Annotated in this window: 22 protein-coding genes and 1 pseudogene; 8 read left to right on the top strand and 15 right to left on the bottom strand. The window is 62.6% G+C overall.

Annotated elements, in window-relative coordinates:
* Positions 1-123: 123 nt before the first annotated feature.
* Positions 124-1,191: an alpha/beta hydrolase gene (locus tag ACP146_RS17450; protein ID WP_422368027.1), complete on the bottom strand. Its 1,068-nt coding sequence runs from the start codon at positions 1,189-1,191 to the stop codon at positions 124-126.
* 222 nt (positions 1,192-1,413) lie between these two features.
* On the opposite strand from ACP146_RS17450, the gene ACP146_RS17455 reads away from it, so the two are divergent.
* Positions 1,414-2,034, top strand: coding sequence for a glutathione S-transferase family protein (locus tag ACP146_RS17455; protein WP_422368028.1), 621 nt, complete (start codon positions 1,414-1,416; stop codon positions 2,032-2,034).
* Positions 2,035-2,123: 89 nt separating this feature from the next.
* Here ACP146_RS17455 and ACP146_RS17460 read toward each other — a convergent pair whose 3' ends face one another.
* The 3 genes from ACP146_RS17460 to ACP146_RS17470 form a co-directional block, all read right to left on the bottom strand.
* On the bottom strand, positions 2,124-3,815 hold the full coding sequence (locus ACP146_RS17460; protein WP_422368029.1) for a BCCT family transporter: 1,692 nt from the start codon (positions 3,813-3,815) through the stop codon (positions 2,124-2,126).
* Positions 3,816-3,913: 98 nt separating this feature from the next.
* Entirely contained in the window at positions 3,914-5,359 is a 1,446-nt protein-coding gene (locus ACP146_RS17465; RefSeq protein ID WP_422368030.1) for a carnitine 3-dehydrogenase, read from the bottom strand.
* Positions 5,356-6,264, bottom strand: coding sequence for a 3-keto-5-aminohexanoate cleavage protein (locus ACP146_RS17470; protein ID WP_422368031.1), 909 nt, complete (start codon positions 6,262-6,264; stop codon positions 5,356-5,358). The genes ACP146_RS17465 and ACP146_RS17470 overlap by 4 nt, the downstream gene beginning before the upstream one ends.
* A gap of 111 nt (positions 6,265-6,375) precedes the next feature.
* Between ACP146_RS17470 and ACP146_RS17475 the strand changes: the two genes are divergently transcribed.
* The 3 genes from ACP146_RS17475 to ACP146_RS17485 all read left to right on the top strand — a co-directional run bounded on the left by ACP146_RS17475 (position 6,376) and on the right by ACP146_RS17485 (position 8,896).
* A complete protein-coding gene (locus ACP146_RS17475) occupies positions 6,376-7,329 on the top strand; it encodes a GlxA family transcriptional regulator (protein WP_422368032.1) in 954 nt (317 codons plus the stop codon).
* Between the two features lie 208 nt (positions 7,330-7,537).
* Positions 7,538-7,747: a cold-shock protein gene (locus tag ACP146_RS17480; RefSeq protein ID WP_422368033.1), complete on the top strand. Its 210-nt coding sequence runs from the start codon at positions 7,538-7,540 to the stop codon at positions 7,745-7,747.
* Positions 7,748-8,062: 315 nt separating this feature from the next.
* The gene (locus ACP146_RS17485; protein ID WP_422369670.1) at positions 8,063-8,896 is read left to right on the top strand and encodes a fatty acid desaturase; all 834 of its coding nucleotides are present in this window, start codon (positions 8,063-8,065) and stop codon (positions 8,894-8,896) included.
* A 27-nt stretch (positions 8,897-8,923) separates the two neighbouring features.
* Here ACP146_RS17485 and nthA read toward each other — a convergent pair whose 3' ends face one another.
* From nthA to ACP146_RS17500, 3 genes are read right to left on the bottom strand one after another with little or no spacing between them, the layout of a single operon-like run.
* Positions 8,924-9,574 carry a nitrile hydratase subunit alpha gene (gene nthA, locus ACP146_RS17490; RefSeq protein WP_422368034.1) on the bottom strand — a complete coding sequence of 217 codons (651 nt, stop codon included), beginning with the start codon at positions 9,572-9,574 and terminating at the stop codon, positions 8,924-8,926.
* Entirely contained in the window at positions 9,574-9,873 is a 300-nt protein-coding gene (locus tag ACP146_RS17495) for an SH3-like domain-containing protein (RefSeq protein WP_422368035.1), read from the bottom strand. The genes nthA and ACP146_RS17495 overlap by 1 nt, the downstream gene beginning before the upstream one ends.
* Positions 9,870-10,238: a hypothetical protein gene (locus tag ACP146_RS17500; protein ID WP_422368036.1), complete on the bottom strand. Its 369-nt coding sequence runs from the start codon at positions 10,236-10,238 to the stop codon at positions 9,870-9,872. The genes ACP146_RS17495 and ACP146_RS17500 overlap by 4 nt, the downstream gene beginning before the upstream one ends.
* A 463-nt stretch (positions 10,239-10,701) precedes the next feature.
* Here ACP146_RS17500 and ACP146_RS17505 point away from each other — a divergent pair, with 463 nt between their 5' ends.
* Entirely contained in the window at positions 10,702-11,211 is a 510-nt protein-coding gene (locus tag ACP146_RS17505; RefSeq protein ID WP_422368037.1) for a hypothetical protein, read from the top strand.
* Between the two features lie 244 nt (positions 11,212-11,455).
* Here ACP146_RS17505 and ACP146_RS17510 read toward each other — a convergent pair whose 3' ends face one another.
* The 4 genes from ACP146_RS17510 to ACP146_RS17525 form a co-directional block, all read right to left on the bottom strand.
* Positions 11,456-11,704 (bottom strand): DUF2312 domain-containing protein, encoded by a 249-nt coding sequence (locus tag ACP146_RS17510; RefSeq protein WP_422368038.1) that lies wholly within the window; start codon positions 11,702-11,704, stop codon positions 11,456-11,458.
* Between the two features lie 229 nt (positions 11,705-11,933).
* Positions 11,934-12,230 carry a DUF1244 domain-containing protein gene (locus ACP146_RS17515; RefSeq protein WP_422368039.1) on the bottom strand — a complete coding sequence of 99 codons (297 nt, stop codon included), beginning with the start codon at positions 12,228-12,230 and terminating at the stop codon, positions 11,934-11,936.
* An 80-nt stretch (positions 12,231-12,310) separates the two neighbouring features.
* Entirely contained in the window at positions 12,311-13,453 is a 1,143-nt protein-coding gene (locus tag ACP146_RS17520; RefSeq protein ID WP_422368040.1) for a carboxylate-amine ligase, read from the bottom strand.
* A complete protein-coding gene (locus tag ACP146_RS17525) occupies positions 13,453-14,283 on the bottom strand; it encodes an N-formylglutamate amidohydrolase (protein WP_422368041.1) in 831 nt (276 codons plus the stop codon). Before ACP146_RS17525 ends, ACP146_RS17520 begins: the two co-directional genes overlap by 1 nt.
* A gap of 137 nt (positions 14,284-14,420) precedes the next feature.
* On the opposite strand from ACP146_RS17525, the gene ACP146_RS17530 reads away from it, so the two are divergent.
* The 3 genes and pseudogenes from ACP146_RS17530 to ACP146_RS17540 all read left to right on the top strand — a co-directional run bounded on the left by ACP146_RS17530 (position 14,421) and on the right by ACP146_RS17540 (position 17,185).
* Complete coding sequence (locus tag ACP146_RS17530; protein ID WP_422368042.1) at positions 14,421-15,443, top strand: 4-hydroxyproline epimerase; 1,023 nt, start codon at positions 14,421-14,423, stop codon at positions 15,441-15,443.
* A 191-nt stretch (positions 15,444-15,634) separates the two neighbouring features.
* On the top strand, positions 15,635-16,297 hold the full coding sequence (locus ACP146_RS17535; RefSeq protein WP_422368043.1) for a cyclic nucleotide-binding domain-containing protein: 663 nt from the start codon (positions 15,635-15,637) through the stop codon (positions 16,295-16,297).
* 118 nt (positions 16,298-16,415) lie between these two features.
* Positions 16,416-17,185 (top strand): annotated as a pseudogene (locus ACP146_RS17540) (IS5 family transposase).
* 186 nt (positions 17,186-17,371) lie between these two features.
* Here ACP146_RS17540 and ACP146_RS17545 read toward each other — a convergent pair.
* The 4 genes from ACP146_RS17545 to ACP146_RS17560 form a co-directional block, all read right to left on the bottom strand.
* Entirely contained in the window at positions 17,372-17,722 is a 351-nt protein-coding gene (locus tag ACP146_RS17545; RefSeq protein WP_422368044.1) for a hypothetical protein, read from the bottom strand.
* Positions 17,723-18,137: 415 nt separating this feature from the next.
* Positions 18,138-18,911, bottom strand: a complete 774-nt coding sequence (locus tag ACP146_RS17550; RefSeq protein ID WP_422368045.1) for a cytochrome b561 domain-containing protein — start codon at positions 18,909-18,911, stop codon at positions 18,138-18,140.
* Positions 18,911-19,783 (bottom strand): carbohydrate ABC transporter permease, encoded by an 873-nt coding sequence (locus ACP146_RS17555; protein ID WP_422368046.1) that lies wholly within the window; start codon positions 19,781-19,783, stop codon positions 18,911-18,913. The genes ACP146_RS17550 and ACP146_RS17555 overlap by 1 nt, the downstream gene beginning before the upstream one ends.
* Positions 19,780-20,700, bottom strand: coding sequence for a carbohydrate ABC transporter permease (locus ACP146_RS17560; protein ID WP_422368047.1), 921 nt, complete (start codon positions 20,698-20,700; stop codon positions 19,780-19,782). Before ACP146_RS17560 ends, ACP146_RS17555 begins: the two co-directional genes overlap by 4 nt.
* Positions 20,701-20,749: the final 49 nt, after the last annotated feature.

Genomic DNA, 20,749 nt, shown 5'->3' on the forward strand with positions numbered 1-20,749 from the left:
TCCCGCTGACGCGGGCCCCTCCCTCTCCCACAAGGGGAGAGGGTTTACTGGCACTATCCCATTTTTTGCTTCCCCCTCTCCCCTTGTGGGAGAGGGTCGGGGTGAGGGGGCTTTTTTGTTTCCTTACTCCAACCGCCAATAGGTCCCGGCGTCGTTCTGACGGCGCTCCTCATCGGCCAAAAAGTCCTCGTCAAGCTTACCACCCAGCACGTCGATCAGGTCTTTGCGGACCCGCCGGTTGTTGCGGAAGTACTGATGCCCCGTCGGGTCGGCGGTCCAGGCGTTGGCGCCCTTGGCCTCCCAGATGATCCGCGGCGAGACGTTGACGACGGAAACCTTTGCCGAGAGCTTGACATCCTCCGTCGGGCAGGGGCCGCTGCGGCCCAGGCGGTCGGGATTGCCCATGGCAAAATCGCTGGCCTTCAGGGCGGCGTCCTGGTGGTTGTAGTAGACCGTCAGGCGGCGGCAGCCGCGCAGCAACGGTGCGATCTTGTGGGTCGACTGCAGGGTGTCGTCATCCTCGTCGGCGGCCGCCAGGATGACCTCTTCGAAGAGCGGCGGCAGGTTGTTGCCGACGAAGGTGCGCATGGACTGCACGGCGCCGCGGATGGCCCAGTTGCCCATGGAGTGGCAGAGCAGATGAATGCGGCCGTCGCAGCGCTCGTCGCGCGCCGTGTTGCGGATGAAGTCCGTGGCTTTCAGGATCGCCCGGCCCAAGGCCGCGCCTGACGCCTCGGCCCGCTTGCGGTCGTCGGCATAGGTGCGCCGCGAAACCCCCGCCCCTGCGGAAGGCCAGGTGAAGAACAGCATGGTCATGTCCTTGCCGCCGGCGGCCAACCATTGCTGCAGTTGAACCGCACGGCCCGCCGCCTCGCGGAACTTGTGATCGTAGCCATGCACGAAGATCAGGGCGTCCCCCTTCTTCTTCATCTCCTGGCGCACTTCGTCGAAGATCGCCGCACTGCCGAGTTTCGAGCGGGCCGCATCTTCCCGGTCCAAGCGTTCCGGCGCCAGGGAAATCTTTCCCGACTGAACGAAGGAACCGAGATCCTTCTTGTAGAGATCTTTGCCGGCGAAACTCACCTTACCGAACCGCAGTTCATCGAGATTCGGGTGAAAGTCTTCACCAATCTCCGGTTTGGCGCCACCGCTCACCTTGCGGTTGGTCGCGAAGTAGACATTCACAGCCATGTCATTTTTCCCCTGCTTTCCTTCGTCACCCCGAACCCTTTAGGGCCCGGAGAACTCTCTCTCCCGCGCCAAATTAGCAGCCTTACCGGGCCGACGGCAGGGAACCGAAGAGGTAATGCCAAGGGAGAGGGGGGTGGGTATTTCCGCGATACGGGTATTCAGCGGATGAACCCTACCGCCGCTTGCGATATCGTCCCTCGGCAATCAGCAGAAGGCAGATCCATGAGAGAAGAAATTGTCTTTTACACCAATCCGCAATCACGCGGCCGCATCGCCCGTTGGATGCTTGAGGAGGTGGCGGCGCCCTATCGGACCGAGGTCATCGAATACGGCGCAATGATGAAAAGCCCGGACTATCTGGCGATCAATCCCATGGGCAAGGTGCCCGCCATACGTCATGGAGACAATCTCGTCACCGAATGCGCAGCCATCTGCGCCTATCTGGCCGATGCTTTTCCCGACGTCGGACTGGCGCCGCCGCTCGACAAGCGCGGCAGCTACTACCGCTGGCTGTTCTTCGCCGCCGGGCCGATCGAATCAGCCGTGACACACCACTATCTGGGCTTCGATCCGGAAGGCGAGCAGCAGGCAATGGTCGGCTACGGCACTTTCGCAACGGTGATGGACACCCTTGAGAAAGCGCTCGCCGGCGGCGGTTACATCGCCGGGGAAAGCTTCACGGCGGCCGATATCTACCTGGGATCGCAGATCAATTGGGGTCTGCAGTTCGGCACCATGGAGACGCGGCCCGGCTTTGCCGACTATGTCGCACGGCTCACCGATCGTCCCGCCTACCAGCGCGCGGCCGAATTGGACGATGCCGCCCCTCCCGCCAGGGAATGACGCGGCCTCCCCGAAACAGGCGTTAACTCAAAAGAAAGCGGCCCGGACTCAAAAGAGTCCGGGCCGATAGGGTAACCTGCGGATCCCAGCTAGGCGTGCAGCTCCTGCGTGATCCTGGTGCCATCAGGCGCCACCTTCCGTTCGCCCAAGGGCGCAGCGGATGGATCTGTCGACAGCGATTTCAACAGGCCCCAGGTCATCGCCAGAAGGACGAAGGAAATCGGGAAGGCCGCCGCGATGGAGGCGGTCTGCAGGGCCCCCAGGCCGCCGGCAAGCAACAGCACGGCAGCCACGAGGCCTTCGCCCATACCCCAGATGATCCGAAACACCTTCGGCGGATCATCGTCGCCCATCGACAGCATGGTCGTAATCACCAGCGTTCCGGAATCGGAGGAGGTGATGAACCAGGAGGCCAGCAGGAAGGTCGCCAAGGCCGACAACGGCCAGGTCAACCAACTGAGATCACCGGCCCAAGAGGTCGCGCCGAGATTGGCGATGGTGCCATAGAGCGCGTTGGGCAGGTTCCAGGCCCTGACCGTCTCGATGATCCCCGCCCCGCCGGCGGCACCGGGTCCGCCGACCGCATTCAGCTCCTGCCAGATGGCATTGCCGCCGAACATGCAGAGCCAGAAGAAGGCGATGGTCGTCGGTACGAACATCACACCGACCATGAACTCACGGATCGTTCGGCCCCGCGAGATCCGGGCGATGAACATGCCGACAAAGGGCGCCCAGGAAATCCACCAACCCCAATAGAAGATGGTCCAGCCGCCTTGCCAGGCGGCGTTGCCCGGCTCGTTTGCAGTCCAAAAGCCCATGGGCACCACATTCCAGATGTAGTCGCCAATGGAGGTGATGAAGAAGCTCATCAGCCATTGAAAAGGTCCGAAGACAACAAAAGCCCCGAGCAGCAGGACCGACAACCAGATGTTCCATTCGGAGATGATGCGGATGCCGTTGCCCACGCCGGACACCGCCGAAAGGGTGGCGATGACCGAGATCACCAGAATCAGCACCAGCTTGGTAGTGATGCCGGGGTCGATACCGAACAGCACATTCAGCCCTGTCGCCATCTGACTGACGCCGAGGCCGAGAGAGGTTGCGACGCCGAAGACCGTCCCGAAAACCGCCAGCAGATCGACGGCATGGCCGATGGGGCCATAGATGCGCTCGCCGATCAGCGGATAGAGCGAGGAGCGGAAGGTGAGCGGCAGCTTCTTGCGAAAGCCGAAGTAGGCGAGGCAGAGGCCGACGATCACATAAACCGCCCAACCGTGGAAGCCCCAGTGGAAATAGGTGACGCGCATCGCATCGACGCCGCGTTGAATCGTCATCTCCGCATGGCCGTTCAAGTCGGCATGCGGGTTGTTCGGATAGCCGAAGGCACCGGAGTTATCGAAATAGAAAATCGGCTCCGCGACACCGAAGAACAGGATGCCGATTCCGACACCAGCCGAGAACAACATGGCGAACCAGGAGAAGTAGCTGAACTCCGGCTTGCTGTCGTCGTCTCCCAGCTTGATGCTGCCCCACTTGGAGCACATCAGGTAAACGCAGATGAAGAAAAGCACCGTCAGCGTGGTGATATAGTACCAGCTGAGACCGCTTTCGATCCAACCGCGCACCGCACTGTAGACGCTGCCCGCAAGTTCAACGTTCAAAACCGTAAAGATGACAAATGCGGCGACCATACCCTTCGCCGCCAATCCCATGCCTGGATGCAACCCCGTAAAGAAACCGGTTTTTGCAACCAGATGGGAATTCGGATTCGAATCTGACATTCCTTATCCTCCCAGCCTTTTCATGTTTTTGGGCTTCTGCTGAAGCCGCTGTTAATGCGCTTCTCTGGGCGCTTCCATTGTTTCCGCGGCGCTTGGCGCTAGTGCCGCTGCCCGACGAATCGACCGACGCCTCCTAGGGTACCCAGCGTGGAGTGCCTGCGTTGATAACGCAACAGATTCTCTGAGATCTCTGCACCAGGGGTTGAGCTGCGTCGCGTTTTCAGATCGACATGGATCAACAGGTGCTCGCCGGTTGCGGCCAAACGGCGGTTTTCGCTTTCCATTTGATGAAAGAGGTGCAGTTTCCGCCCGTCGCCGCCGATTACCCGCGTCCGAACCCTGAGGTCTTCCCCGGCTTTCACTTCGTCCAGGTGGCGCAGATGGCTCTCAACAGTGAAGTAGCTGCTGCCTTTGTCGATATAGTCGGCATCAGCACCAATCAGCGCCATGAAGCGGTCGCTGGCCTGAGCAAAGACCTCCAGATAGTGCGCCTCGTTCATATGGCCGTTGTAGTCGGTCCAGCTGTAGGGCACACGACGCTCGACGGTGATCGCATCTTCGGCCTCCGCTTCGGCCGGATCCGGCAGCGTCTCCTCATGCGTGGCGAGCGTCTCCCCTGCGCCCCAGGCGTTGTTTTTCAAGGCCCGCAGGATGGCGACGAGGTTGTCGTCACGCAGGCGCTCCAGCCTTCGCAGATCATGATGACCGGACTGCGCGTCCGACTGCTCGGCGATGCGCGCCACCAGGTCATCTGTCAGCTCCGGCACGTCCATGAGCTTCGTCCAGGGCCATTTCAGGGCCGGGCCGAACTGCTTCATGAAGTGGGCCATGCCCCCCTCCCCGCCGGCGATGCGATAGGTCTCAAATAGACCCATCTGCGCCCAGCGCAGGCCGAAGCCGAAACGGATCGCGTCGTCGATCTCCTGCGTTGTTGCGACGTCGTCCTTCACCAGCCAGAGCGCCTCACGCCACACCGCTTCCAGCAGCCGGTCGGCGATATGGGCGTCGATCTCCCGCCGCACCACCAAGGGCTTCATACCGATCTGTTGGAGGATGGCCGTGCAACGCTCCCGCAATTCCTGTGTGTTGGCGTCGGAGGGCACGACCTCGACCAGCGGCAGCAGATAAACCGGGTTGAAGGGGTGGCAGACCAGAATCTGCTCGGGACGCTGCGCCGCCGCCTGCAGTTCCGACGGTTTGAACCCGGAAGTCGAAGAAGCGATGACCGCAGAAGGCTCGATCGCGGCCTGGATCTCCGACAGCACCCGTTGCTTCAAGTCGAGACGCTCGGGAACGCTTTCCTGCACCCAAGCGGCCGCCGACACGGCGTCGCTGAGGGAGGCACAGAAGCGCAGGCTGCCCTCTTCCGGCAAAGCCCGGTCATAGAGCCCCGGCAGGCTGCGGCGCGCATTGGCGATGACTTCGGTGACCTTGCGCTCGGCCTCGGCGTCGGGATCAAAAACCGCGACGTCCCAACCGTTCAGCAGGAAGCGCGCGGCCCAGCCACCGCCGATCACGCCACCGCCGATAATGGCCGCCTTCATCGTGGCGCCCGCTTGGTCAGGCCGAGGCGCGCACGCACCGCCGCGGCGTCCAAAACCGTCGCGCCGAGCGCTTCGACGATGGAAACCGCCCGCTCGACAAGCTGCGCGTTGGTGGCCAGGACCCCCCGGTCCAGAAAGAGATTGTCCTCCAGGCCGACCCTTACGTTGCCGCCGGCCAGAACCGCCGCCGCCACATAAGGCATCTGGTGACGCCCCAGGCTGAAGGCGGACCAGGTCCAATCCGGCGGCAGGTTGTTGACCATGGCCAGGAGCGTGTTCAGGTCATTGGGCGCGCCCCAGGGAACGCCCATGCAGAACTGCACCAGCGCCGGCCCTTCGAGCACGCCCTCTTCCACAAGCTGCTTGGCAAACCAGAGATGCCCCGTGTCGAAGGCTTCGATCTCCGGCCGCACACCCAAGTCCGTCATCATCCGCCCCATGGCACGCAGCATGCCCGGCGTGTTGGTCATGACGTAGTCGTTCTCGGCGAAATTCATGGTGCCGCAGTCGAGGGTGCAGATTTCGGGCAGGCAGTCGGCGATGGGCGCCATGCGCTCCGTCGCGCCCGCCATATCGGTGCCCTCGGCCAAGGGCAGCGGCTTTTCGGGGCCGCCGAAGACAAGGTCTCCGCCCATGCCCGCCGTCAGGTTCAAGACCACATCGGTCTCCGAGTCGCGGATACGCTCCGTCACCTCGCGATAGAGCGCTGGGTCGCGGGAGGGCGCGCCGCTCTCCGGATCGCGGACATGGCAATGCACCACCGCAGCCCCCGCCCGGGCCGCCGCAAGCGCGCTCTCGGCAATCTCGGCAGGGGAGCGCGGCACATGGGGACTGCGCTCCTGAGTCTGGCCGGAGCCGGTGACGGCGCAGGTAATGAAGACGTCGCGGTTGATCTGCAGTGTCATATGCCGCCCCCTCAGCCGGAAACGGCGGCCTCAGGCGGGCCGCGTCCCCCAGTTCAAGACTAGGCGCTGAGGACTGGTAATTTTTTGCTTATTCTGTCTTATATTTTGCTAATGCTGCCAAACCAGCCACATAAAATTCTGGTCCTGCTGTTCGACGGCTTCTCCAACATGGTGCTCGCCTCGGCGGTGGAACCCCTGCGGGCAGCCCGCGATCTCGCACCGCAGGCGCCCTTCACCTGGCGACTCGCAAGCCTCGACGGCGCAGCGGTGCGCAGCTCCAGCGGACTCAGCATTCACCCTGAACTCGCCCTGGCGGAAGCCGAGTCCTTCGACAGCCTGCTGGTGATCTGCGGCTATGGCGTGCGCAAACTGGCCCGAAAGCCGGTTCTCGCCGCGGTCCGCAAGGCTGCGCGCAAAGCCGGAATGGTCGGCGGCCTGGACATGGGGGCCTGGCTGCTCGCGGAAGCCGGGCTGCTGAACGGTTATCGCGCCACGGTTCACTGGCAGGAACTGACGGCCTTCGAAGAGCGCTTTCTCGACATCAGTGTCAGCACCGAGCGTTTCGTCCTCGACCGCAACCGGATAACCGCAGGCGGTGCCTCAACCGTCCTGGCTTTGATGCTGAAACTGATCCGGGGGACGGCCGGCGATGCGCTTGCTTTCGACATATCGAACCTCTTTGTCTACGACGTCGAGACCAACTTCAGCCGTGGCCGTGGCGCCCACAACCCCTCATTGATCCGCGTCCCCCAGTTGGAGCGCGCGCTGCTCGCCATGCGCGAGGCCATCGAAGAGCCGCCGGCCATTCGGCAGATCGCGGCGAGCGCAGGCCTCTCAACGCGCAGCCTCGATCGTCTGTTCCACCGCGAACTCGGCCTCTCGCCCGGCCGCTACTATCAGATGATGCGACTCAACCTGGCCCGTTCCCTGGCCGAGGAGACTGCCCTGACGGTCGCCGAGATCGCCGCCAGGACCGGTTTCGTCTCAACCGCAACCCTGTCCCGCGCCTTCTCGCAAAACTTCGGCCACACCATCCGGGACCTGCGGAAACGCAGGCGCCAATGACCGTCTGAAGGTCATAACTTGCTATTGCCGTGCTTCACGCCTATGTACTGCGGGTGAATATTGGCCGGATGACTGGGCCGCTTCGCTTCGTCACTGACGGGCGCGCACGATTCAGACGCTCTCTCCAAATTCAACGAACTGGGAATCGGCTCACGCCTTTTTCGTGTGCCGCGTCTCTTGTGCAACCCGTTAGTGAAAGGAATTCCCCATGATTGCGGGCACCGTGAAGTTCTACAACGAACACAAAGGTTTCGGTTTCATCGAGCCGGAAGACGGCCAGAAGGACGTTTTCGTCCACGCCACCGCGCTGGAGCGCGCCGGTATCGCCGGCCTTCAGGAAGGCCAGAAGGTGAAGTTCGACACGCAGAACGACCCGCGCAGCGGCAAGATCGCCGTCGGCACCATCGAAATCGCCTGACCGATAGCGGTCGCCAGACCGCTTTATCGCAATCGGGCCGCCGCCCGCATCAGCAGGCGGCGGCCCGATGCGGGCTTAGACCGCAGAGCCGAGCCGATTTCAGAAACCTCGATCGCAGCCCCGCAAGCCGGGGCGCCGAAACCCCTTGCCGACCGCCCCCTTACCGAGGCGCGGCAATGGAGCGCCAGACTTGCGCCCTACGGCAAGCCCAGCCATGGCCGCAGCCTCTTCGAAATCGCCGTCACCGCCCTGCCCTTCGCTGGGCTTTGGATCCTGACCTGGGCCACGGTTCACTATGGCTATTGGGCACTCTCGATCTTCCCCGCCCTACTGGCGGCGGGATTCCTCGTCCGCCTCTTCATGATCCAGCACGACTGCGGCCACGGCGCCTTCTTCCGCCGCCGCCGGATCAACGACTGGATCGGCCGGGCGATATCCGTGCTGACGCTCACACCCTATGACAGCTGGCGTCAGGCTCACGCCGTTCACCACGCCAGCAGCGGCCATCTGGAACGCCGCGGCGTCGGCGACATCGACACCCTGACGGTGCGCGAATACCGCGCGCTCAACCCTTGGGGCCGCCTGCGCTATCGCCTTTATCGGCATCCCGTCGTGCTGTTCGGCATCGGGCCGGCCTTTGTCTTCGTACTGCAGCACCGCCTGCCGCACAGCGTCACCCGCAATCGAAACCAGGCCTGGTTCAATGCCATGGCGACCAATCTGGCGACCGCCCTTGTCGTTGCCACGGTGATCTGGTTCACCGGCCTGGAAACCTTCCTGATGGTCCAGGTGCCGATCACGCTGCTCGCCGCTTCAATCGGCGTCTGGCTGTTCTACGTACAGCATCAGTTCGAGGGGACTTACTGGGCGGAAAGCCAGAACTGGGACCTGCATGAGGCGGCGCTGAACGGCAGTTCCCACTACGACCTGCCGCTTCCCCTGCGCTGGCTGACCGCCAACATCGGCATGCACCACCTCAGCAGCCGCATTCCCTACTACCGCCTGCCGCGGGTGCTGCGCGACCACCCCGACTTGAAGAGCGTTGGCCGGGTGACGCTCTGGCAGAGCTTCGGCTGCGTGCGCCTCACCCTCTGGTGCGAAACCACACGCCGCCTGATCTCCTTCCGCGAAGCCCGGGCACAGGGCTAGAAAGCGCCGCGCTTACAGAATTTCGTTCTACCCCACCGCCTTCGCCAGGGTAACGCCGATCATGCAGTCGCGGGTGACGAGACCGGCCAGGGCCGCTTCGTCCAGGCCTTCGCTGCCGGCGGGGCGTTCGGGGATCACCATGTAGCGCAGGTCGGCGGTCGAATCGTGTACCCGGACCTCGACGTCGTCGGGGATCACGGTCCCGAACTCCGCCAAAACCTTGCGCGGCTCACGCACCGTGCGGCTGCGGTAGCTGCGCGCCTTGTACCAATCCGGCGGCAGACCGATGAGCTGGCGCGGGTAGCAGGAACAGAGGGTGCAGACGATGACGTTGTGCACGCCGGGCGTATTCTCCACCGCGCGGATCGGGATGCCCCCGGCATCGATGCCCAACTCCTCCGCCGCCGCCAGGACGTCATCCAGCATGCGCTCCTTAAAGGCGGGATCGACCCAGGCGCGGGCCACCATCTGGGCGCCGGCAGCCGGGCTCTTGGAGTCAATCAGCTCCAGCATCGCCCGCAGCTCGTCGCCGGTGATCACGCCCTTCTCGATCAGCAGTTCGCCGACCGCTTCGGTCATCGCCTGATAGTGGGTGAGCGGCTTGTCTTCGAGATCCGGCTGGAAGGGATGCGGATGCTTGTGATCATGCGGGTGATCGTGCGTATGATCTTCGGCCATCAGTTTTTCTCCCCGCTGGCGTCGTCGAGCCAATTCTCATAGACATCCACCACCGTGCTGTCCTTGGTGCCGCCATCATAGTTCTGCCAGAGATCGGCAGTGTGGAAACTGACGCGGTAGAGCGGCAGTACAGGTTCGCCGCTGCGGCCATAAGCCAGTTCCTCCGGATTGTGATAGGGACCGAGGATAGCGGTCACCACCCCGGTCTTGCCGCGGATAAAAAACGGCGTGCGGACATGGCCCGGCGGAAAAGCAGCCCGCACCGATACCCGGGCACCCACGGCAAAACGCGCGCTCATGTGCTCTCGCCACCGGTCTTGGGTTCGGCTTCTGTCACGCCACCGGCAGGCCAGGCTTCGGTGACCGCAGCCATCCGGCGGCCCAGCTCGTCGATGTCGATAACGCCCTTTTCGATCAGGTTGTTGGTGACCGAAGCGATCCAGCGCTCGTAGTAGCTGAGTTCGTCGTAGACACCCGGCCCCAGTTCCTCGATGCCGCGGCGCAGTTCGTCCACGGTCATAATCCGGCGCTTCTGGTCGCTCACCAGCCGCAGGATCGCATCCACTTTCTTTTCCCAGGGCGCATAATCGTGCTCAGCGCCCGGCCCGAAAGGATCGACCGGTCCGGCCTCAAGCCCGCCCATGTCATGATGTCTGCGCAGCATCCTCTGCCGCTCCCTCGTCAATTGTTCTTGGACAAAGTATCGGCGGAGCGGACCGACAGCGTCAATGGGGCGGAGTCTTCCAGGTCCCCTCACCTTTCCGCTGGCGCGGGCCCCTCCCTCTCCCACAAGGGAAAAGGGGATTTACCGCGACGCTTTTTTGGTGCCTCCTCTCCCCCCAAAGAATAGGTCCTGGGCGGGAGAGGGCCGGGGTGAGCGGGCTTTGTTTCGCGGATCGCTGTGGGTCAGATTCTGCCGAACGACCCGCTGCCGCGGCAGGATCTGCCGATTCAAATGCACCTCCATCGACGACCAGGAGACTGGCCGGGTCACACCGCCGGGCAAGAAAGCCGACAATTCCGCCAAGAGCGTGGTGAACGCGGATTAAGCATAAAACCGGCGTATTTATTGCAGCGGTTTTGACGCTGGGGTTGCGAGCAAAATCTGCAGACGAAGGAACCGCATCATGACTTCCATATCGACCGCCTATGCCCTGATCAGAGGTGAAGTGCCGCAGGACGGCGCCAAACAAGGGGCACCGCAAAAGATGTCCGACACCGAGTTCCGGGAGTTCCTTGGCGCCATGAAGGAGCACTTGGATGCGCGCCATAAACAGCAAGCCGGATCTGCGGCTGCTTTCGGTGCGGCCCAGGCCGACTCCGCTCTCACCGGCCAGGAAATGGCGCAAGCAGACAGCGAGGAAGAAGTGAGAGAAGCCTCCGAAGCCGAGAAGAAGGTCGCCGAAGGCAAAAGCGATGCCGTCGAAGCCTTCCTGGAATACATCGCCAAAACGCCCGAGCAGCGTTACTTCGAGGCCTTTTTGAACGCAAAGAACATGACCGAAGAACAGTTCCAGGCCTTGCCGCCTGCGGAAAAGCAGTCGCTGCTGAAGGAGTTCGAGGAGCACGTGAAGCAGCACGTCGGTGAGGCGACGGCCGAGAGGATGGCCCGGGCTGCTGGAGATGGCTTGCTTTGAACCACCGATCCGTCAGCAGCCGCCCGGCCTGGATTTGGTTCTCAATCACTTTAGGCCGCCCAGAGCGCGAGAAGTTTGGCATGGCTCGCACGATCTTCTAACCCCACACAGGGCATCATACTCGGACTTGTCCCGAGTATCCATGAATCAGCCGCGCGGGCTTTAGAACCCAAGAATCCGAGTGGCCGCAAAAATGGACCCTCGGAACAAGTCCGAGGGTGACGGAAAGTAAGAGAGTGCAGCTTTAGCCGGCCATACCGAGGGCCTGTTTGTAGAGGTCCAGGATGGCTTCCTGTTCCTGGCGGTCACCGGAATCCATTTTGCGCAGGCGGACGATCTGGCGCATCACCTTGGTGTCGAAGCCTTCGCCCTTGGATTCGGCATAAATCTCTCGGATATCCGCGGTCAAGGCCGCCTTCTCCTCTTCGAGACGCTCGATCCGTTCGATAAAGGACCGCAGACGGTCCGCCCCGACGCCGCCGACATCAGCCATGCGAAAACTCCTGAAACCTGCTGGATTTTGGCTTAAGAAACGGCGCGCAGACTAGCCGGAGCGCCCCGGGCTGACAACGCCGCCGGCCTGTGGAAAACGGGGGAAAAGCAGCTTGGTGGGTTTTATTCGGCACCGGCCCGCTTCCCCTCCCGGCCACCCGACACCAGTGTCCTATGGGCGGCCGGGAGGGGAAGCGGGCTGGAACCGACGCGACCTAGGGCGCGAACCTTCAGTCGTGCTTGTGGCTGATCTCGAAGGCTGCCTTTTGCTCCGCCGTGGCCTCGGTCTGATACTTGGTCTTCCAATCGGTATAAGGCATGCCGTAGATCAGCTCACGGGCCGCGTCGTAATCCATTTCGATGCCCTTGTCCTCAGCCGCCGCGCGGTACCATTTCGACAGGCAGTTGCGGCAGAATCCGGCCAGATTCATCAGATCGATGTTCTGGACATCCGTGCGCTCACGCAGGTGGGCCACGAGGGTACGGAAGGCAGCGGCCTCCAATTCGGTTTGGGTCTTATCGTCCATCTTTTCTCTCCCGGATCGCGGGGTCTCGCTTGTTTCTTGATTTTGGGATGCCGAAGGCGTTTTTCCAGTTTCTCCGGCCTTCACGGTCCCTTTGCCGGCGGCGCGGTTTCCTCGACCAGATAATCGACCACCTTGACCAGGGCCTCGTGCTTGTCCGCGCCCTCCGCCATCGCCGCGTCGAAAATCGCCATCTGGTGGTGGGCGGAAGTGCCCCGGCGCACGATATCCCGGGCATGTTCGACCTCCGCCAGGCAATCCAGGGCCGTGGCATGGTCCGTCACCAATCCGATGATTTCGTCAAGAAGCCCGGCAAAGGGCATTACATTGCCCTTGCCGAAATCGACCAGGCCTTCATCGAAACCGTAGCGCTGGGCGCGCCAGCGGTTTTCCTGGATCAGCATGTTGGAGTATTTGCGCCAACGCTGGTTGTCGCGCTTAAGGGCATGCAGCATACGGGTCAGGCTGACGTAGAGCGCGGCGATGGTAATGCCGTCCTCGATGCGGGTGCAAACGTCTGCCACCCGCATCTCCAGGGTCGGAAAGCGCGCGGAGGGCCGCACATCCCACCAGATCTTGGTGGCGTCCTCGATCAGGCCGGCGGAGATCATGACGTCGAGATGGCGCTGGTACTCGCCGAAACTGTCGAAGGTCTCCGGCAGGCCGGTGCGCGGCAGTTCCTCGAAGACCGAGAGGCGATAGCACTTCAGGCCGGTTACCTCGCCGCGCCAAAACGGCGAGGAGGTCGACAGCGCCAGGAGGTGCGGCAGGAAATAGCTGATCTGCTGCATCATATCGATGCGCAGTTCGTCATCGTCCAGACCGACGTGAACGTGCATGCCGCAGATCAGCAGGCGGCGCACCACCGCCTGCATGTCCCGGGCAAGTTCGTCATAGCGTTCCTTGCGCGTGTGCTTCTGCGCGTCCCACTGGGCAAAGGGATGGGTCGAGGCGGCGATCGGCGCCAGGCCATAATCCGCCGCGATCCGGGCGATACAGCCGCGCAGTTCGGCCAGTTCCGCGCCCGCCTCGCTCACGGTATCGCACTTGCTGGTCCCGACCTCGATCTGGGACTGCATGAATTCCGGGCTGACCCGCTCCTCCAGCTCCTTTTCGCAGCGCGCCATTAAAGCGTCCGGCGGGTCGACCACCAAGTCGCGCGACTCGCGGTCGACCAGGAGGTACTCCTCCTCGATGCCGACGGTAAAGGAAGGCTCGCTCGGCATCAGTAGTGCTCCGCTTTGTAGAGGCCGGGGTCCCCCAGCACCGCCGCCAGGGCCGTGCCCAGGCGGTCGGCCCAGTCGGCGGCGCCCTGGTGCGTATCGATCAGGTCCTGCCGCACCTCGATCAGCACATTGGCGAGCCCCCGGCGGTCACCATGCATGTGCTGCGTATAGCCGTGCTCGTCGGCACCGGAATACGGCAGATTGTCGCCGACCGTCAGGCCCTCGGCCCGCAGACGCGCCATCAAAGGTTGCGGCAGGCGCGGGTCGCGGTTCCAGAGGATGCCGATTTCCCAGGGCCGCTCCTCGCCCTTCATCACCGGCGTGAAGCTGTGCATGGAGATCAGCGCCGGCGCGGTTCCCGCCGCCAGCATGGCGTCGAGTTGATCCGAGATTGCCGCGTGATAGGGACGGAAAAAGGTCTCCAGCCGGGCTTCCCTCTGTTCCGGCGTCAGGCCGCGATTGCCGGGAACGATCACGCCGTCGCTGATCTCCGGGATCAGGGTCGGATTGTCGGCCCGGCGGTTGGGATCGACGATGAGGCGCGAAAAGTGGCTGAGCATGGCCGGGGCGTCCAGCCGCTCGGCCAGACGTCGCGTCACCTCGGCGATGCCGATGTCCCAGGCGATGTGGCGGGTCAGACAGGCCTCATCCAGGCCAAGGCTGTTCAGGGCACGGGGGATGAAGCGGGTCGCATGGTCGCAAAGCAGCAGGACCGGGGCCCCGCCGCCCGCATTGAACAGTTCGAAAGGGCGGGGCTCGTCCTCGGCCAGCAAGCCGGTTTCGGCACCCTGGGTCCGGCTCCGTTCCGTCACCGTCTCGGGACTATCCATCGCTGCAATCGACATAAGAGAAGAACTATAGCCGCCGCGGGGGCCCCAGCAAAAGCCCCCCGCCGGCCATTTTCACCGCCCCACGTCCCGGGCCCCCGGCATTGCCAAAGCGCGGGGCGCGCCCGATACTCCGGCTCATGGAGACCAACCAGGGGGCGGTCAGGCCCAACACCTTCTTCTGTATCGACGGGCACACCTGCGGCAATCCTGTCCGCCTGGTGGCCGGCGGCGGCCCGGCGCTGGAAGGCGCCAGCATGAGCGCCCGGAGGCAGGATTTTCTTGCCCGCTATGACTGGATCCGCACCGGCCTGATGTTCGAGCCGCGCGGCCACGACATGATGTCGGGCGCCATTCTCTACCCGGCCAGCCGTGAAGACTGTGATGTCGGGGTGCTTTACATCGAAACCAGCGGCTGCCTGCCGATGTGCGGCCACGGCACCATCGGCACGGTGACCTTCGCCGTCGAACGCGGCCTGGTGCAACCGCGCGAACCGGGCCGGCTGATGCTGGACACCCCGGCGGGGCCGGTCGAAGCGCGCTATGCCTTGAAGGACGGCTTCGTCGAAAGCGTGCGCCTGACCAATGTCGGCGCCTATCTGGCCGCCGAAGCGGTGACCGTGGACTGCCCGGGCCTGGGGCCCGTCACGGTCGACATCGCCTACGGCGGCAACTTCTACGCCGTTGTCGAGCCGCAACCGAACTACCGGGATCTTTCCGATCTGGCCCCCGGCGACATTCTGAGGCTCTCGCCGCTGCTGCGCCGGGCGCTCAACGAGGCGACGGACATCGTCCACCCGGAAGACCCGACCATCCGCGGCGTCAGCCACATCCTCTGGACCGGCGAAGCGACAAAACCGGAAGCCGACGCGCGCAACGCCGTCTTTTACGGCGACAAGGCCATCGACCGCAGCCCCTGCGGCACCGGCACCTCGGCGCGTATGGCCCAGCTCGCCGCCAAGGGCAAGCTGAAGCCCGGCGACAGTTTCGTTCATGAAAGCATCATCGGCAGCCTCTTCACCGGACGGGTGGAGAAAGAGACCAAGGTCGGCAACCATCGGGGAATCATTCCGTCCATCGAGGGCTGGGCAAGAATGACCGGCCTCAACACCATCACCATCGACGATCGCGACCCCTATGCCCACGGGTTTCAGTTGGTCTGAAGCGTTGACCCCTCCACCGTGCAGATCGGACGCGAGGCCTGCGGCGTTCCGCCGTGCGATTTCCCACAGTCCAGCCACAGGGGCTTTGATATCAACGTGGCACGTTAGGGGTATCCCTCACACCTAATGGGTAGGTGGCGGGGGCGACAGGCTAATCACAATCGCGAAAGCAGCCTTGGGAGGGGTGGGAAGTGCTGGAATGGGATTTGGCCTGGAACGCGGGCCTGCTGGTGCATGCCGCCGCGCTGCTCCAGGTCTTGGGCTTTCTGAATCGAAAACAACTGGTCCTGCGCGGCTTCATTCTGGCCGGCAGCCTTACCTACATCGCCTATTATTACTATCATCCGGAAACGCCGCTCTGGGGTGCCATGTTCTGGGCCGGGGCGCTGGCCGTGGCAAACCTGATCGGCATTGTCAGGGTGCTGCTGGACCGCCGCCGCAGCCGCCATGGTGAAGACGAAACCGCCTTCCTCGACATTCTGAAAGTCCTGACCCCCGGCGAGTTCCGGCGCCTGATGCAGATGGCCGACTGGCATACGGTCGACGAACAGACGCAACTGACCACCCAGGGCGAAACGGTCTCCAGCCTCTACTTCATCATCGACGGCCAGGTCGATATCGATAAATCCGGCTGGACCTTCTCCCTGCCCTCCGGCGTTTTCATCGGCGAGATATCCTTCCTGCTCGGCGGCACCGCAACCGCCAGTTCTTCGGTCCCGCCCGGCACCAAATACATTGAATGGCCGAAAGAAAAGCTGCGCCAGGCCATCGAGCGTACGCCCAGTTTGGGCGCTTCCATGGAGCGGTTGTTCAACCAGGAACTGGCCCGCAAGGTCGCCGTCTCCCGGCTGTAGCCGCAGGGCACAAAAGCCAAGCGCCGATCCCTCCGCTAGGTAGTGCACTCATAAATCTATTTTCAAGATCAGCGGTTTGTGATTCTGTGATGGTCTGGTTTGGCGTTCGGAGGAGAGCATGTCACGCTATGATCTTACGGAGCTGGAATGGCGGTTCATCCAACCGATTCTGCCGAACAAGGTGAGGGGTGTGCAGCGGCGCGATGACCGGCAGGTTCTGAATGGCATCTTCTACGTGTTGCGCACCGGCTGTCCGTGGCGCGACCTGCCCGGGCGCTACGGCCCCTATACCACTGTGTACAACCGCTTCCGCCGCTGGACCCGGGCCGGCGTCTGGGACCGGGTCATGGACGCGGTGGTGGATGCTCACAACGGCGATGTGGTGATGATCGACGGCACGTCGGTGCGCGTGCATCACGCCGGGGCCACGCTCAAAAAAACGATCCCCGACGATGCATGGGTCGTTCACGTGGCGGTCTGACCACAAAAATCCACGTTCTGGTCAATGAATGGGGGCTACCGTTGAAGGTCCACCTGACGCCGGGACAGGCCCATGACGGGCCGGTGGCGCCGCTTCTGCTGGGGGACTTGCAACCCGGACAGGCTGTTCTGGCCGACAAGGCATACGACGCCAACCACATTCGAAACCTGATCTGGGAGAAGGGAGCGGAAGCGGTGATCCCCTCCAAATCCGACCGCAAGATACCGATCCCATTCGACCGGGAACTCTATCGTCAACGCAACAAGGTCGAGCGCTTCATCGGCCGTATCAAGAAATCCTTCCGGCGCATCGCAACCCGATACGACAAGACATCACATGCCTTCCTCGCCTTCATCAAAATCGCCGCTGTCAGAATCTGGTGCGAAGCTTATGAGTCCGCTACCTAGAGCAGATCCGCATTTGATGGAATCGCTTTAGCGATCCATCAATCCGGTGAGTCTGCTCTAACTTCTAAGTGTAGAGCGGATTCACATGCTTGGACGCAAACATGAATGTGTTTCCGTCCAATCATGATCCGCTCTAGTGAGAAATCCCACAGGGGCACTCTCTGCCTTCAGATATAGTCAAATCGTCTAGATTTGATCGATGAAGCTCGCCGCAACATCCAGTCTTAGGGCTTGGGAGAGCTGTCTGGTCGTAAGGGGGACGCGGCAAAGGGGCGTGAGAAGGGGTGGGGAATGCAGGAATTTGATCTTGCTCTGAATGCAGGGCTGCTGGTGCATGCGGCGGCACTGCTTCAAGTACTCGGTTTTCTGAATCGGGGACAGTTGATGCTGCGCTGCCTCGTTCTGGCGGGCAACCTCGTCTATATCCCCTACTACTACTTTCATCCCGAAGAGCCGCTTTTCGGGGCGATCTTCTGGTCCTCCGTCCTGGCGCTGGCGGGCCTTATCGGCATCATCCGGCTGCTTCACGACCGTCATCAAAGCCCGGGGGATCGAACCAGCGAGTCCTTTCTCAACATCCGCAAGGTCCTGACCCCCGGCGAGTTCCGGCGTCTGATGCAGATGGCGGAGTGGCACACGGCGGAGCAGCCCGTCGAACTCACCCGGGAGGGTGAGGTCGTGCGCAGCCTCTATTTCGTGACCGGCGGGCAGGTCGAAATCGAAAAGGACGGGGCCAGCTTTGCCTCCGGGCCGGGCGTTTTATCGGCGAGGTTTCCTTCCTGCTCGGCGGCACGGCAACAGCCTCGGTTCAAGCGACCGCAGGCACCGAGTACATCGCCTGGCCGCGGGAGGCTCTGCGCAAGGCAATCGAGCGCACGCCGGCGCTCGGTATCTCCATGGAGCGTCTGTTCAACCAGGAACTGGCACGCAAGGTTGCCGTTTCCTGGAGCCGTTAGCGCGGCACCGAACGCTGCCTGGAACCGCCGGAATCGTTCTTTCGCGAAACCCCCCATCCAATGGGCCGCATCCGGTTGCCCGGATGGTGAGGGTTCGGCCCCCAGATTGCCTGATAGGTATCGATGGCCCAACCGCGGCGCTGCAGAACGACAAAACAGGCAACGAGAAAAGCCCACCACACAAGTGTCGCAATCCACATCCAGCGCGGTGCGTTGACGAACCAGAAGCCGGTGGCGATGGCGGCAACCGCCGAGAACAGCGCGATGTATCCCGCCGACTTGTGGCAATACTCGAAGACCTTGCGGCGCGGTGTCATGTCATAATGATCGCCCGACCAGGAACCGTCGGAGGCCGGGTCCGTCGGGCCGCCTTTGCTGCCGCGGAACCAGCCCAGGAGGAACTGCAGGCTGCAGAGGCCGACGGCGAGCCAGCCGAAAACATGATGAATATGCCAGAAGTCCAGGACTGAAACCTGGAGAATCAGTGCGACCGCCACCACGACCGCGATGCCGCCGCCATACTGCAGGACAAGGTGCGTGCGCCACCAGGTGAGGTTGTCGAGCTGATCGGGCCAATCCTGACCCGGCATAATCTTGAAGTAGCGCGCCGCCAGTATTCCCAGAGGAAACAGGAAGGTCCAGGCCAGCACCATCAGGCGGGCGTGCCAGGAGGCCAGAACGCCGATTTCATGCGGCCGGCTGACATCGATCGGCGCGAGAAGCCACTCGATCATCAACCCCTGCATCAGCCCCTGCATCAGCCCCTGCATCAGCCCTTGACGGCCCCCGCCGTCATCCCGGTGATGATTTGCCGGGAAGCCACAAAGGTAAAGATGATCGGCGGAATCGCCAGCAGCATGCCCGTGGCCATGATGACCCCCCAATCGATGTCGTACTCGGTCAGCGAGTTGACGATGGTGACGGGGACGGTTCGCGAGTTGCGGTCGGCCAGGGTGTTCGCCAGCAGGAACTCGTTCCAGGCGATCCGGAAGGTGAAGATCGCCGCCGCCGCCAGGCCCGGCTTGATGATCGGCAGCACGATCAGGAAGAAGACCTGGAACGGCCCGGCGCCGTCCATGCGGGCGGCTTCTTCCAGTTGGATCGGCACCTGAACGATGAAGCTCTGCAAAATCCAGATCACAAAGGGCAGGTTCATCGCCACATAGATGAGGATGATGCCGCTGCGGGTGCCGTCGATGCCGAACTGGAACGACCAGATGCCGAACACCGGCACCAGCAGGACCGCCGGCGGCACCATGCGCATCAGCAGGGTGGTCAGGGAAACCGTCCCCCTGCCCACGAAGCGGAAGCGTACGATGGCATAGGCGGCCATGCAGCCCAGCACCAGCGTCAGGCTGGTGGAAATCAGGGCGATGATCAGCGAGTTGACGAGCGCGCGCCCGAAAGTCGGGTCGCAGTAATCGACGCTCGCCGGCTCGTACCACAGCATGTTGCAGAGCGCTGCCTCGTAATTCTGGATCGTCGGCATGAAGATCAGACCCGAGGTGTCGGACATGATGTCGACGTTCAGTTTGAACGACGTGATCAGCATCATGACAATCGGCCCGACCGACATCACGACCAGAGCCACGATCAAGGCATAGTAGGCAGGGTGCTGTCTGTCGTAGCTGGGCGCGCTCATATCTCGTCGACCTCGGCCGCGGCGCGCAGACGCATTGCCCGCGCCTCGGCCAGTTTGTTGTAGAAAAACATCGCGAGCGTGAGCAGCAGGAGCAGCAGGAGGAGATAGTTCGACATCGCCGCCGCCTCGCCGAGCTCGCGGAATTCAGAAGCGGTTCGTGAAATGCGCAGGCTGAGGATTTCCGTCGAAAGACCCGGTCCGCCGTTGGTCAGAACCAGGATCACCTCCAGAACCTTGAAAGCGTCGATCAGGCGCAGCAGGCAGGTGACGACCAGGACGGGCATCATCAGCGGCAGCTTGATATAGACAATCTGCTGCCAGCCGTTTGCCCCGTCGATCCGCGCGGCTTCGATGGCCGACTGCGGCAGCGACTGCAAAGCCGCCAGCGAGAGGATGAAGATGAAGGGCGTCCACTGCCAGATATCGGCGATGATGACCGAGGCAAAGGCCCAGCTGCCGTCCGACAGCCAGGGGATCGGCTCCAGACCCAGGTTCTTCAGCGTGCGGTTAAAGATCCCGACCGTTGGATGGTACATGTAGCGCCACATCAGACCGACCACGATGGGCGCGATCATCATCGGCAGGATGAACAGCGTGCGCAGCACCGACATGCCGCGGATGTTGCGGTCGAGCAGCAGGGCAAGGCCGACACCGATCACCATTTCCAGCGACACGACGATCGCCGAGAATTTCAAGGTGACCCAAAGGCTTTCACGGAAGCTGTCGTCACCCAACAGATTGACGTAGTTGCGAAGGCCAATGAATTCCGCCTCACCGATCCGCTGGCTCGGGTTCCAATCCAGAAAGCTGGCGTAAACCATGTAGCCGATGGGATAGAGCAAAGCCACGACCAGCACCGCCCCGGCGGGAGCCAGGAACATGTAGGGCGTCAGACGGTTGGCGAGGGCTGGTTTCATAAGGGCCCGGGTCCGTTCCGGCGAAGCGACAGCTTGCAGGGATGAGGCG

This window comes from Pelagibius sp. (genome assembly GCF_965249265.1).
Classification (GTDB): Bacteria; Pseudomonadota; Alphaproteobacteria; order Kiloniellales; family Kiloniellaceae; genus Pelagibius.